Source organism: Acidisphaera sp. L21 (assembly GCF_009765685.1).
In the GTDB taxonomy this organism is placed as follows: Bacteria; Pseudomonadota; Alphaproteobacteria; order Acetobacterales; family Acetobacteraceae; genus LMUY01.
In genome coordinates this window covers 21,862-34,938 of record NZ_LMUY01000079.1, presented here as the reverse complement: position 1 = coordinate 34,938, position 13,077 = coordinate 21,862, and the positions used below count along the sequence as shown (strand labels likewise).

At 66.8% G+C, this 13,077-nt stretch carries 11 protein-coding genes; 5 read left to right on the top strand and 6 right to left on the bottom strand.

Annotation, left to right across the window (positions count from 1 at the left end; all coding sequences use genetic code 11):
- Together GSQ76_RS31885 and GSQ76_RS16330 are read right to left on the bottom strand one after the other, a co-directional pair.
- The coding region (locus GSQ76_RS31885) for an enoyl-CoA hydratase/isomerase family protein (protein ID WP_254070446.1) at nucleotides 1-387 on the bottom strand (387 nt) is incomplete at its 3' end.
- Nucleotides 384-1,181 (bottom strand): enoyl-CoA hydratase/isomerase family protein, encoded by a 798-nt coding sequence (locus tag GSQ76_RS16330; protein WP_158745173.1) that lies wholly within the window; start codon nucleotides 1,179-1,181, stop codon nucleotides 384-386. The genes GSQ76_RS31885 and GSQ76_RS16330, both read right to left, overlap by 4 nt.
- Before the next feature lie 127 nt (nucleotides 1,182-1,308).
- On the opposite strand from GSQ76_RS16330, the gene GSQ76_RS16325 reads away from it, so the two are divergent.
- From GSQ76_RS16325 to bluB, 3 genes are read left to right on the top strand one after another with little or no spacing between them, the layout of a single operon-like run.
- The gene (locus GSQ76_RS16325) at nucleotides 1,309-3,174 is read left to right on the top strand and encodes an amylo-alpha-1,6-glucosidase (protein WP_158745136.1); all 1,866 of its coding nucleotides are present in this window, start codon (nucleotides 1,309-1,311) and stop codon (nucleotides 3,172-3,174) included.
- Nucleotides 3,164-5,863, top strand: a complete 2,700-nt coding sequence (locus GSQ76_RS16320) for an MGH1-like glycoside hydrolase domain-containing protein (protein WP_158745134.1) — start codon at nucleotides 3,164-3,166, stop codon at nucleotides 5,861-5,863. The genes GSQ76_RS16325 and GSQ76_RS16320 overlap by 11 nt, the downstream gene beginning before the upstream one ends.
- Nucleotides 5,864-5,871: 8 nt before the next feature.
- Nucleotides 5,872-6,492 (top strand): 5,6-dimethylbenzimidazole synthase, encoded by a 621-nt coding sequence (gene bluB / locus GSQ76_RS16315; protein ID WP_158745133.1) that lies wholly within the window; start codon nucleotides 5,872-5,874, stop codon nucleotides 6,490-6,492.
- On the opposite strand, the gene GSQ76_RS16310 is transcribed toward bluB, so the two are convergent.
- From GSQ76_RS16310 to leuC, 4 genes are read right to left on the bottom strand one after another with little or no spacing between them, the layout of a single operon-like run.
- Nucleotides 6,478-7,065: a cysteine hydrolase family protein gene (locus GSQ76_RS16310; RefSeq protein WP_158745131.1), complete on the bottom strand. Its 588-nt coding sequence runs from the start codon at nucleotides 7,063-7,065 to the stop codon at nucleotides 6,478-6,480. The genes bluB and GSQ76_RS16310 overlap by 15 nt on opposite strands.
- Nucleotides 7,058-7,915 (bottom strand): oxaloacetate decarboxylase, encoded by an 858-nt coding sequence (locus GSQ76_RS16305; RefSeq protein ID WP_216851093.1) that lies wholly within the window; start codon nucleotides 7,913-7,915, stop codon nucleotides 7,058-7,060. Before GSQ76_RS16305 ends, GSQ76_RS16310 begins: the two co-directional genes overlap by 8 nt.
- A gap of 48 nt (nucleotides 7,916-7,963) precedes the next feature.
- Nucleotides 7,964-8,581: a 3-isopropylmalate dehydratase small subunit gene (gene leuD, locus GSQ76_RS16300; protein ID WP_158745129.1), complete on the bottom strand. Its 618-nt coding sequence runs from the start codon at nucleotides 8,579-8,581 to the stop codon at nucleotides 7,964-7,966.
- Nucleotides 8,581-9,978, bottom strand: a complete 1,398-nt coding sequence (gene leuC / locus GSQ76_RS16295; RefSeq protein ID WP_158745127.1) for a 3-isopropylmalate dehydratase large subunit — start codon at nucleotides 9,976-9,978, stop codon at nucleotides 8,581-8,583. Before leuC ends, leuD begins: the two co-directional genes overlap by 1 nt.
- Before the next feature lie 117 nt (nucleotides 9,979-10,095).
- Here leuC and glgX point away from each other — a divergent pair, with 117 nt between their 5' ends.
- Both glgX and GSQ76_RS16285 read left to right on the top strand, forming a co-directional pair.
- Nucleotides 10,096-12,270, top strand: a complete 2,175-nt coding sequence (gene glgX / locus GSQ76_RS16290) for a glycogen debranching protein GlgX (protein ID WP_158745125.1) — start codon at nucleotides 10,096-10,098, stop codon at nucleotides 12,268-12,270.
- A gap of 113 nt (nucleotides 12,271-12,383) precedes the next feature.
- The coding region (locus tag GSQ76_RS16285; protein ID WP_158745123.1) for a cytochrome c family protein at nucleotides 12,384-13,077 on the top strand (694 nt) is incomplete at its 3' end.

The window sequence follows — 13,077 nt, the reverse complement described above, 5'->3', positions numbered from 1 at the left end:
CCCGATACGAAAGTCGCAGGCCAGCGCCAGGTCGGTCGAACCGCCATACACGCCGCCGTTCAGCGCGCAGATGGTGACGATGGGGAATTGCTCCACCAGATCCACCACCTTGTCGAACGAGCCGTCGCCGCCACGGTCGCCCTCATCGCCGCTCAGCTTGCCGATGTTGAAGCCGGAGGAGAACGACTTGCCCGTCCCCGTCAGCAACAGCACGCGGATCGCCGGGTCCGCCTGCACCACACCCAGCAGGTGGCGCAGTTCCAGCAGGTCTTCCGGGTCCATCCGGTTATGGACGGACGGACGGTTGAGCTGGATGGTCGCGATGGTGCCGTCGATGGCGAGGGTTGGGACACCCTCCTCCACCACGGGCTTCAGCGCGGCACTCATGTGCCGGTCCAGGTCGGGGTGCGCTTGGTCAGGAACGCGTCCATGCCCTCGCGGAAATCGTTGCTCATGTAGCACATGATCACCAGGTCCTGCCCCTCGTCCGGGCGCGACTTTTCGCGGATGCGATAGAGCGCTTCCTTGGTGGCGCGCAGGGTCAGCGGGGCCATGCTGGCAACCGTCTTCGCCAGTTCGTCGACCCGCGTGTCCAGCGCCTCGCGGTCCTCCACCACCTCGCCGATGAACCCCACCTGCTTGGCCTCGTCCGCGCCCAGCAGCCGGGCGGTGAACACCATGTCCTTCACCGCCGCCGGGCCAACCAGCGCGGCCAGGCGGGTGTAATTGGAGATCGACAGGCAGTTGCCGAGCGTGCGCCCCACCGGGAAACCGAAACGGGATGCCTTGGTCGCCACTCGCAGGTCGCAAGCCGCCGCCATCCCGGCGCCGCCACCGGTACAGGCGCCGGCAATTGCCGCGATGGTCGGGATCTTGCACCGCTCCAACGCCACCAGAACGCGGTCGATCCGCGCCTCATACTCCAGCGCGTCCTCCGGCGTCTTGAACTCGCGGAACTGGGAGATGTCGGTGCCAGACGCGAACGCCTTGTCCCCCGCCCCCGTCAGCACGAGCGCACGCATGGTCGGGTCCTCGCCCACCTCGTCGCAAATCTGGGCAAGCCGGTCGTACATCGCGAATTTCATCGCGTTGCGCGCCTGCGGTCGGTTGAAGGTGACGCGGCCAATGCCGTCCTCAACCGTGTACAGCAGGTCTTCGCTGCTGCTTTCTATGTCCGCCATGGTCACCTCCTTGATCAGCGGCGACACCGTAGCGCTCCAAGGGGGGAGTTCAAGGGCGCGGCCACCACCCCGGCTTCCCGCGGCGCGTGCGGGGGCGCATCTTGTCGTTTCATAACTCGGGGCAGGCATGGATCTGGATGCGGAGTGGCTGGAGGCGGACGGCGCGGGTGGGTTCGCATCCGGCACGGCAGGGCTGGTCCGGACCCGGCGCTATCACGCCCTGTTGCTGGCCAGCACATCGGCCGGGCGGTTCGTTCTGGTGAACGGGATGGAGGTGTTTGCAGAAACCGCCTCCGGCCGCGTTGCGCTCAGCAGCCAGGGCTACCAGGGCGGCTCGGTCTTCCCGGACGGTCGCTGGCAGATCGCCGCCTTCACGCCCGCGCCATGGCCCAGTTGGACCTTCCCCCTCCCCGGCGGCGGCACCATCCGGCAGGATATCGTCGTCTGCCGCGCCACGCAGGAGGTGGTGTTGCGCTGGTCGGCGGACCGGCCCGTACGGCTGACGGCGCGCCCCCTGCTATCCGGCCGCGACTACCACGCACTGCACCACGAAAACCCGGCATTCGACTTCACAACCCACCAGGACGGCGAGACGCTAGCCTGGCGCCCCTACCCCGACATCCCCGCCACGACCGCCCGCGGCGACTTCACCTGGCAGGACGGCCGCGACTGGTATCGCCGCTTCAGCTACGCCGCCGATTTGGCACGCGGGCTCGATGACGGCGAGGATCTTGCCTGCCCCGGCAGCTTCCTGTGGGAAACCACCACCCAGGCCACGCTGGTGCTCCGCGCCGGCGCGCCCGGCACCACACCGATCGCCGCCCTCGACGCACCGGAACGGGTGCGCCGGGCCCGGCCGCCATACGACGTGGCCGCCGATGCCTATCTCACGGCGGATCGCAGCATCCTGGCCGGTTTCCCATGGTTCACCGCCTGGGGCCGCGACACCTTCATCGCCCTGCGCGGCCTGCTACTGGCCCGCGGACGGCTGCAGGAGGCAGCGGAGATCCTGCTCGCCTGGTGCGACCATGTCAGCGAGGGGATGCTGCCCAACCGCTTCCCGGACGGCGCCGCGCCACCCGAATACAACTCGGCCGACGCCTCGCTGTGGTTCATCGTTACGGTTCACGAACTCATCGAGGCAGGCGGTGCGTCCCGCGCGGTAACGGCCCGTCTGCGGGCCGCGGCGACCGACATCCTGGAAGGCTACACCGACGGCACGCGGTTCGGCATCAAGCCCGACCCGGCGGACGGCCTGCTACGGGCCGGCGTGCCCGGTGTGCAGGTGACCTGGATGGACGCGAAAATCGGCGACCACGTTGTCACCCCTCGCATCGGCAAACCGGTGGAACTCCAGGCGCTATGGGTGAACGCGCTGGCAATCGGCGGCCGCTGGCCCGGCGGCGACCATTGGGTCAGTGCCGCATTGCGCGCCCGCGACAGCGTCATCGCCCTCTTCCCCGACCGCGCCACCGGCGGGCTGATCGACGTGCTGGACGCCGACGGCATACCCGGCGCGCGCGACACGAAAATCCGGCCGAACCAGGTGCTGGCGGCCGGCGGCCTGCCCATCCCGGTGCTAACGCCGCGCCAGATCACCGGCGTGGTCGCCCTGGCAGAGAGATCGTTGCTGACCCCGCTCGGCCTGCGCACCCTGGCGCCGGACGACCCGGAGTACCGCCCCTATTTCCGCGGCAGCCCGGCGGAGCGGGACACCGCCTATCACCAGGGCACCGTCTGGCCCTGGCTGATGGGCCCCTTCGTCGCCGCCTGGCTGGCCAGCCGGGGCAACACGGCGGAAGCCCGGGCGGAGGCACGCGCCCGGTTTTTACCGCCGCTGCAAGCGCATCTTCACACCGCGGGACTGGGCCATGTGTCAGAAGTCGCCGATGGGGAGGCTCCCCATACGCCTGGGGGCTGCCCATTCCAGGCGTGGTCGCTGGGCGAACTGATCCGCATCGAAGCCATGCTTGGAGTATCCAATGGACGCTGACCCACTGTTCGAAACCGCCGAGGGCCTGCGACTGGTGGCGACCCAGCGTGGCGAGGGGTGGCGCCGCTGGGGGCCATACCTCAGCGAGCGGCAATGGGGCACCGTGCGGGAAGACTATAGCCCCGGCGGCACCGCATGGGATTACCTGCCGCACGACCAGGCCCGCAGCCGCGCCTATCGCTGGGGCGAGGACGGGCTGGCCGGATTCGCCGACGACAAGCTGCGCTGGTGCCTGAGCCTGGGCCTATGGAACGAACAGGATGCCATCCTGAAGGAGCGCCTGTTCGGCTTGACCAACGAGCAAGGCAATCACGGCGAAGACGTCAAGGAACTGTACTATTACGTCGACGGTACGCCGACGCACTCGTACATGAAGATGCTCTACAAATACCCCCACGCCGCCTTCCCCTACGAGCGGCTGGTCGCGGAAAACAAAGCCCGCGGCACCGACGCCCGGGAGTTCGAGGTCATCGACACCGGCGTCTTCCACGAACAACGCTATTTCGATGTCGAGGTCGAATACGCCAAGGCCTCCACCGACGACATCCTGATGCTGATCACCGTGCACAACCGCGGCCCGGACATGGCGCCGCTGCACATCCTGCCGCAGTTCTGGTCGCGCAACACCTGGACCTGGGTGCCGGGCCGGCCCAAGCCGCAAATGGTGCTGGACGGCAACACCGTGCGCGCGACCCATCCCGCCCTGGCGCGGGTTCGCGTGTGCGAGGTCGATGCACCCGGCGCCGAATGGCTGTTCTGCGAAAACGAGACCAATTACAACCGCATCTATGGCGGGGCGCTGCCCGGCCCGTTCAAGGACGGGATCAACGATTACGTCGTCAACGGCAAGCGCGACGCGGTGAACTCGTTGCGGCGCGGCACCAAATGCGCCGCCCGGGTCCGCGTCGAGGTGCCAGCCGGCGGCCAGGCGCAGCTTCGGTTGCGCCTACGCCCGGCAGATTCCACCGGCGACGCCTTCACCTGGTTCGACTCCGTGATGGATGCGCGGCGGGAGGAAGCCGACGCCTTCTACGCCGTCGTCCAGCGCGACATCGCCGACGCCGATGAGCGCGCGGTCCACCGCCAGGCCCTGGCCGGCATGCTATGGTCCAAGCAATTCTACGCCCTGGACGTCCGGCGCTGGCTGGATGGCGACCCCGGCCAACCCGCCCCCCCGGAGGAACGCAAGACCGGCCGCAATGCGGATTGGCGCCACCTGGACAATGCGGACGTCATTTCCATGCCGGATACCTGGGAATACCCCTGGTATGCCGCCTGGGACCTGGCCTTCCACACCGTCACCTTCGCGCTGATCGACCCGGCCTTCGCCAAGGCCCAGCTGCTGCTGCTAATGCGCGAGCGCTACATGCACCCCAACGGCCAACTCCCGGCCTACGAATGGGCGTTCGGCGATGTGAACCCACCAGTGCATGGTTGGGCCGTGCTGCGCGTCTTCCAGATGGACCGTGCGCTGACGGGCGTGGCCGACCGCAAATTCCTGGAAATGGCGTTCCACAAACTGCTGCTGAATTTCACCTGGTGGGTCAACCGCAAGGATGAGAGCGGGCGCAATCTGTTCCAGGGCGGCTTCCTCGGCCTGGACAACATCACCATCTTCGACCGGTCCCACCCGCTCCCCACCGGCGGCATGATCGACCAGTCGGACGGCACGGCCTGGATGGCGATGTTCACTCTGAACATGATGCGCATCGCCCTGGAACTGGCGATCGAGGATGATGCCTACGAGGACATGGCGACCAAATTCTTCGAGCATTTCCTCTACATCGCAGAGGCGATGACCAAGGCCGGCGGCATCGGCTTGTGGGACGAACAGGACCAGTTTTTCTACGACGTGCTGCATCTGCCCGACGGCCAGGCGATCCCGTTGCGCGTCCGCTCCATCGTCGGGTTGATCCCGCTATTCGCCGTCGAAGTCATCGGCAGCCGCGCCTTCCAGGCCCTGCCCGCCTTCAGCGAGCGGCTGCAATATTTCCTGGACCATCGGCCGGATCTGGCGGCGCTCATTTCCCGCTGGACGGACACTGGCACCGGCGAGCGGCATTTGTTGTCGCTGCTGCGCGGCCACCGCATGAAGATGCTGCTGCGGCAAATGCTGGATGAGTCGGAGTTCCTGTCGCAACACGGCGTACGGGCGCTCTCCAAATACCATGAGGCGAATCCTTATGTGCTGGAGGTCGGCGGCGCGAAATTCAGCATCGGCTACGAACCTGGCGAGGGCGTGTCCCACGCATTCGGCGGCAACTCCAACTGGCGCGGGCCGATCTGGATGCCGGTCAACATCCTGCTGGTGGACAGCCTGCGGGAATTCCACCGCTACTACGGCGACGATTTCCAGGTGGAGTGTCCGGTCGGCTCCGGCCAGATGCTGTCGTTGAAAGACGTCGCCACCATGTTGGCCACGCGACTGAAGTCGTTGTTCGTGCGTGGTGCGGATGGGCGGCGACCCTTCCTGGGCGATGATGCGGTCTCGCAGGCGGATCCGGAGTTTCGCGACCACATCCTGTTCCACGAATATTTCCACGGCGACACCGGCCGCGGACTGGGCGCGGCGCATCAAACCGGGTGGACCGGCTGCATCGCCCTCTTGCTGTCCGGCCCCAATAGCGTCTGGGCCAAGACGACGGCGGAAATGCCCTCTGCCACGCCGGGCCGGGTGCAGGCGACGTAGCGGGCGCTATGCCAGAGTTCGACGATGCGTTTCGCGCCACGCTGCTGCAATTGTTCCAATGGCGGCGCGATGTGCGGCACTTCCGCACCGACGCGCTGCCCCCGGGCCTGGTGCGGCAATTGCTGGATGTGGCCGCCCTCGCGCCTTCGGTGGGGCTGAGCCAGCCGTGGCGGTTCGTCACCGTCGATGACCCCGCCCGGCGCGCGGCGATCCGCCAGAATTTTTCGGCCTGCAATGCCGAAGCGCTAGCCCGGCAGGACCGCGCCGCGCTCTATGCCCGGCTGAAGCTGGCCGGGTTGGACGACGCGCCATGCCACCTGGCCGTGTTTGCCGACCCCGACCCGCAGCAGGGCGGCGGCCTGGGGCGGGATACCATGCCGGAAACCACGGCCTACTCCGCCGTGCTCGCCATCCATACGCTGTGGTTGGCAGCGCGGGCCCAGGGCTTGGGGCTTGGCTGGGTGTCGATCCTGGACCCGGCGGTGGTTGTCGCGGCGCTGGACGTGCCGGCGGGATGGATGTTCATCGGCTATCTATGCCTCGGCTATCCCACGGCGGCGGCCGACCGGCCCGAACTGGAACGGCTGGGCTGGGAAACGCCGCAGCCAGCGACGCTACTGCAGCGCTAGCAACGTCTCAGCGATGGTTGCAATCTTCGCCACCGGGCGCAGCGCCGCAATGGCGGTGTCGTGCATCTCCGGCGTCGGTGCGGCGCAGCCATCCTGCAGCACGGTGACGTCCATATCCCGCACATGCGCATCCCGCACCGTCGACGCGATGCCGCCATTGGTCACGATGCCGCCGACGATCAGCCGGGCGATCCCGCAGCGTCGCAGCACCCATTCCAGCCGCGTCATGTAGAACGCGTTGTAGGCGATCTTCTCCACCGCCAGGTCCACCGCACCCAACTCGTCCAACACCCGATGCCCCCAGGCGCCAGGCAGGAAGTCGCCCTTGCGGAGAAACGGCCGCATCGCCAGCAAATGCGGGGAGATCAGCGGCTCCCCATCCCGCGCCGGCACCAGGGTGAATTGCGTCGCCACCACCCATCCCCCCGCCGCGCGCATCCGCGTGGCCAGGGGCGCCAGCCGCGCAGGAAGCGCTGCCACCTCCGCCGCCACGCAACCAACCCGGCCATAGGCGCCATCCGGATGCACGAAGTCGTTCTGCAGATCTACCAGCAGCAGGGCCGTGTCACGCACCGTAGGTCTTGCCTAACGCCAGTATCTCCGGCGTGCCCAGCAACTCGTTCATCTGCTGGAAGTTCAGCATCCGGTCGGCGAAGGGCAGGTTACTGCGATGCGCCGCGAGCGTGCCATAGTAATCCGCCATCGTGCGCAACAGGCTGCGCACGATTCCCCCGGGGAAGATCACCAGCCGAAATCCCAGCCCATCCAGCTCCGCCGCGGGCAGCGGGGGTGTGTCGCCGCCATCCACCATGTTGGCGACCAACGGGGCGGACCCGGCCAGCGCCTTGCCTACCGCGGCCAGCTCCTCGCGGCTCTGCGGTGCCTCCACGAACAACACGTCCGCCCCGGCCTCCACATACTGCGCGGCGCGATCGATCGCGGCGCTCACCCCTTCCATGGCCGCGGCGTCGGTCCGTGCGATGATCAGGGTGGATTGGTTGACGCCGGCATCGACCGCGGCGCGGATCTTGCCCACCATCTCCGCCGCCGGGATCACCGTCTTGTCGCGCAAATGGCCGCAGCGCTTCGGCAGCGTCTGGTCTTCCAACTGGATCGCAGTGGCACCCGCACGCTCGAACATGCGCACCGTGCGCTGCACGTTCAGCGCGTTGCCGTAGCCGTTATCCGCATCCACCACCAACGGCAGGTCCACCCGGTCGCGGATCAGCGCCACCACCTCCACCACCTCGGTCATTGCCACCAGGCCGATATCCGGTCGCCCCAGCCGCGTATAGGCGATGGCCGCGCCGGAGACGTACAGCGCCTCGAACCCGGCCGATGCGGCCATGGCGGCGGTCAGCGCGTCGTAGATGCCGGGCGCGATCACCTGCCGCGCCAGAAGGGTCGTCCTAAGGTCGATCATCATGGTTCCTGTGCCGGGTCATGGGCCAACTCGCCGAGTCGCATCCTGCTACGCGCCGGGCTGCCATACAAATGGCCGGGCGATGCGGTCTGCCGCTTGAAATGCTGCGATCGCCTCGGCGTGCTTCAAGGTCAGGCCGATTTCATCCAGCCCTTCCAGCAGGGCATCGCGGCGCAGTGGCTCGATCTCGAACCGCACTTCCTCGCCGTGCGGGAACACCACCACCTGGCGATGCAGATCCACGCTCACCCGTGCATTGCCGCCGGCGCAGGCATCGGCCAGCCTTGCGATATCGTCGGACGGCAGGCGCACCGGCAGCATCCCGTTCTGGAAGCAGTTATTGAAGAAGATGTCGCCGAAGGATGGCGCGATCACGCAACGCAACCCGGCGCCCATCAGCGCCCACACCGCGGCCTCGCGTGACGAGCCGCAGCCGAAATTGGCGCCGGCAACCAGGATCGGCGCATCGCGAAACGCCGGCTGGTTCAGCACGAAGTCCGGATTGTCCGATCCATCGGGCCGGTAACGCAGCGCCTCCAGCGCCCACTGCCCCATCGAATCGCGCGTGGTGCCCGTCATCCGCTCGATCCGGATAATCATGTCCGTGTCGATATTGTCGCGCATCAGCGGCGCCGCCGCGCCGGAGACGGTCGTAAATGCCTGCATCACAGGCTCCTCACATCGGTGATGACACCCGTCACCGCCGCCGCGGCGGCCATGGCCGGGCTGGCCAGGTGCGTCCGCGCCCCCGGCCCCTGCCGCCCGACGAAATTACGGTTGGAGGTGGAGACCGACCGCATGCCCGGCGGCACACGCTCCCCATTCGCCGCCACGCACATGCTGCACCCCGGCTCCCGCCACGCGAACCCGGCGTCCAGGAACAGGCGGTCCAGGCCCTCCGCCTCAGCCTCTTGCTTGACGCGCTGGGACCCGGGTACCACCCAGGCGGTGACGCCAGGTGCGACATGCCGGCCGCGAACGATGGCAGCGGCGGCGCGCAGATCGGACATGCGGCCGTTCGTGCACGATCCGACGAACACCCAATCCACCTTCGTCCCAGCGATCGGGCGGCCGGGTTCCAGCCCCATATAGTCCAACGCGCTGCGCCACGCCGTCTGCCGCGCGGCGTCCGGCGCGTTCGCCGGGTTGGGGACGCACTCGCCAATCCCGATCGCATGCTCCGGACTGGTGCCCCAGGTGATGGTGGGGGCGATATCGGCCGCGTCGATCACCACCTCCCGGTCGAACACGGCGCCGGGGTCGCTGGGCAATCTGCGCCATTGGGCGATTGCAGCGTCGAATGCCGCACCTTGCGGCGCATAGTGCCGCCCACGCAGATAGTCGAAGGTGGCATCGTCGGGCGCGATGAAGCCCATCTTGGCGCCCAGTTCGATCGACAGGTTGCACAGCGTCAGCCGCCCCTCCACCGGCAGTGCGCGCACCGCCGGGCCGGCATATTCCACCGCGAACCCGGTGCCGGCCGCCGCCCCCAGCCGGCCGATCAGGTGCAGCACCATGTCCTTCGGCGTCACCCCGGGTCCGGTTGCGCCCTCGAACGACACGCGCATCGTCTTGGGCCGGCGCTGCCGCAGCGTCTGCGTCGCCAGCGCATGCACCAGCTCCGACGAGCCGACGCCGAACGCCAGCGCCCCCACTCCGCCATTGGTGCAGGTGTGGCTGTCGCCGCAGATCAGCGTCAGCCCCGGCAGCACGATAGCCAGTTCCGGCGCCATCACGTGGACGATGCCATGGCCGTCCTGCCCCAGATCGAAGAACCGGATCCCATGCTCGGCCGACCGGCTACGCAGCCCAATCAGCAGTTTCTCACCGGGTCCGAACGTCGCCGCGGTGCGGCCGGGGGCGCTGGACACCGCGTGGTCAGGCGTGGCGAAGGCCAATTCCGGGTTGCGCACCGGCAACTCCCGATCCTCGATCTCCTGCAGCGCGCGGGAACCGGACAGATCGTGCAGCAAATGCCGGTCGATGTGCAGCAGCGCCCAACCATCACCCAAATCCGCGATGCTATGGCTGTCCCAAATCTTGTCGAACATCGTGCGAGGCATTCGCCGGCCCTCCCCTATCCGTACAAGCTACCGGACGGCGCCGCTTCCGGCCACTCCGCAGGGAACCCTTCGGCTCGCCATGCGCTTGAAGCCCGGCATTTCCATCAGGATATTCTTATGAGTCAGGCAAGTGGCTTCCGGATCGAGGAAGGTCGCCCATTCCCACAAGGTGCGACCTGGACCGGGTTGGGAGTGAACTTCGCCCTTTTCTCCGCCAACGCGACCAAGGTGGAGCTGTGCATCTTCGACGATAGCGGCGAGACCGAGATCGGCCGGGTCGCCCTCCCGGAATACACCAACGAGATCTTCCACGGCTTCCTGCCCGATGCGCGCCCGGGCACCGTCTACGGCTACCGCGTCCACGGCCCCTACGAGCCGGAGAACGGCCACCGCTTCAACCCCAACAAGCTGGTCTTGGACCCGTATGCCAAGGGTGTCGTCGGCCAGATCACCTGGGCGCCGGAGCTGTTCGGCTACGTCATGGGCGAGGAAGACACCACCTATGACGAGCGTGACAGCGCCAGGTTCATGCCCAAGGCCCGCGTCATAGACCCTGCCTTCACCTGGGGCGACGACCGCGCCCCGCGTGTGCCCTGGGACTCGACGGTGCTCTACGAAACCCACGTGAAGGGCTTCACCAAGCTGCACCCGGCGGTGCCGGAGGAATTGCGCGGCACCTTCCGCGGCCTCGCGAACGGGGAGGTCGTGCAGTATATCAAGCGCCTGGGCGTCACCAGCGTCGAGTTGCTGCCGATCCACATGTTCGCCGATGACAGCTACCTGGGCGAAAAGGGCCTGGTGAACTATTGGGGCTACTCCACCCTTTCCTTCTTCGCCCCAAGCCGCCGCTACGCCGCCGTGCCTGACTTCGCCTTCTCCGAGTTCAAGGAAATGGTGAGCCGCTTCCACGCCGCCGGGCTCGAGATCATCCTGGACGTCGTCTACAATCACACCTGCGAGGGCAATGAGAAGGGCCCGACCCTGTCCTTCAAGGGCATCGATAACGCCAGCTATTATCGGCTGCTGCCCGACCAGAAGCGCTACTACATCAATGACACCGGCACCGGAAACACGGTCAACCTGTCCAACGCCCGGGTGATCCAGATGGTGATGGACAGCCTGCGCTATTGGGTGACGGAGATGCATGTCGATGGCTTCCGCTTCGACCTCGGCACCATTCTCGCCCGCGAGACCTACGGCTTCGACCAGGAAAGCGGCTTTTTGCGCGCCGTCGGCCAGGACCCGGTGCTCAGCCAGGTGAAGATGATCACCGAACCATGGGATTGCGGCCCCGGCGGCTACCAGGTCGGCGGCTTCCCACCGGGCTGGGCGGAATGGAACGACCGCTACCGCGACAACGTCCGCGCCTATTGGAAGGGCGACGAGGGTAAGGTCAAGGATTTGGCCACCCGATTCACCGGCAGCAGCGACTTCTTCAACCATCGCGGCCGGCCCGCCTGGTCCTCGGTCAACTTTCTGACAGCCCATGACGGATTCACGCTGAACGACTGGGCCTCGTATAACGAGAAGCACAACGAGGCCAATGGCGAAGACAACAAGGACGGGAACAGCAATAACGAGAGCTGGAATTGCGGCGCCGAAGGCCCGACGGATGACGTCGCGATCAACGGCCTACGCGAACGCCAAATCAAGAATATGCTGGCCACATTATTATTATCGCGCGGGACGCCGATGCTGCTGGCTGGTGACGAATTCGGCCGCACCCAGAACGGCAATAACAACGCCTATTGCCAGGACAACGAGATTAGCTGGCTAAACTGGGATCTCGGCGAGAAGGGCAACCACCTCGTCCGCTTCGTCTCGCACCTGACGGCCCTGCGCCGGCGCCTCCCAATCCTCCACCGCTCCCGCTTCCTGACAGCGGAGTGGAACGAGGAGTTGGGGATCAAGGACGTGACCTGGTTGAAACCGACCGGGGAGGAGATGGACCAGGAATCCTGGGACGACGACAATACGCGCTGCGTCGGCATCCTGCTGGATGGCCGGGCCCAAGTCTCCGGCATTCGCCGCCGCGGGGCGGACGCGACGGTGCTGGTGGTGATGAATTCCTACCACGATGGCGTGCCCATCACCCTGCCGACCGTGCCGGGCGGGCTGGCCTGGGTATGCCTGATCGACACGAACCTCGATGGCAATCCAGACGACACGCGATTCGATTTTGAGGCCGAATACATCGCCACAGGGCGCTCGCTGCTGATGTTCGAACTGGTTTTAGACAAGGAATATGCCCAGGCGAAGGTCGCACGTGAGAAACCCGCGCCCGTACGGTGAGAAATGGGCGGCGCGTGCATTGCCGCATCGCGCTGCCTTCCAGTAAGGTGCCGTGCCGATTGGCGCCGTGAAGGCGGTGATTATGGCATCCGAAGCGGGGAGAATAACGTCGCATGGCCGGCAGCTTGGAAGTCAACAAGGCAGTATCCGCCGTTCTGGTCGCCGGGATCACCTTTATGGTGGCCGGCCTGATTGGTGAGACACTGGTCCACCCTACCCGGCTGAAAGAGAGCGCGATCAAGATCGAGGGTGCCCCAGCTGCGGACAGCGCCGGCGGTGGTGCCCCCGCCGATGCTCCATTGCCGCCAATCGCGCCGCTACTCGCCGCCTCCGATCCATCGGCTGGCGAGGCCGACACCAAGAAGCTATGCGTCGCCTGCCACACCTTCAATGATGGCGGCAAGGCGGGCGTCGGCCCAAACCTATATGGCGTCGTCGGCGGCCCGCATGGCCACATGGAGGGTTTCAGCTACTCCACCGCCATCAAGAGCAAGCAGGGCCCCTGGACGTTCGATGAGCTGAACGAGTGGCTGCGCAAGCCAGCCGCCTACGCGCCAGGCACCAAGATGGGCTTCGCCGGCATCAGCAACGACAAGCAGCGCGCCGACGTCATCAACTATCTGCATACCCTGTCCAAGAACCCGGAGCCGCTGCCCGCGGTGACCGACGCGGCGGCCGCCGTACCCGCCGCCCCGAATGCCGGCGCCTCCTCCGCCACGGCCCCCGCCGCGGCCGGTGCCGCCGCAGGAACCACGAAAGCCCCCGTGGCGTCCGACAATGGCGGCCAACTCGCCTCCCCCGCCGTCC

Coding starts and splice junctions, on each gene's coding strand:
- GSQ76_RS16330 (WP_158745173.1), bottom strand. CDS start 1,181: ATGGCGGACATAGAAAGCAGCAGCGAAGACCTGCTGTACACGGTTGAG.
- GSQ76_RS16325 (WP_158745136.1), top strand. CDS start 1,309: ATGGATCTGGATGCGGAGTGGCTGGAGGCGGACGGCGCGGGTGGGTTC.
- GSQ76_RS16320 (WP_158745134.1), top strand. CDS start 3,164: ATGGACGCTGACCCACTGTTCGAAACCGCCGAGGGCCTGCGACTGGTG.
- bluB (WP_158745133.1), top strand. CDS start 5,872: ATGCCAGAGTTCGACGATGCGTTTCGCGCCACGCTGCTGCAATTGTTC.
- GSQ76_RS16305 (WP_216851093.1), bottom strand. CDS start 7,915: ATGATCGACCTTAGGACGACCCTTCTGGCGCGGCAGGTGATCGCGCCC.
- leuD (WP_158745129.1), bottom strand. CDS start 8,581: ATGCAGGCATTTACGACCGTCTCCGGCGCGGCGGCGCCGCTGATGCGC.
- leuC (WP_158745127.1), bottom strand. CDS start 9,978: ATGCCTCGCACGATGTTCGACAAGATTTGGGACAGCCATAGCATCGCG.
- glgX (WP_158745125.1), top strand. CDS start 10,096: ATGAGTCAGGCAAGTGGCTTCCGGATCGAGGAAGGTCGCCCATTCCCA.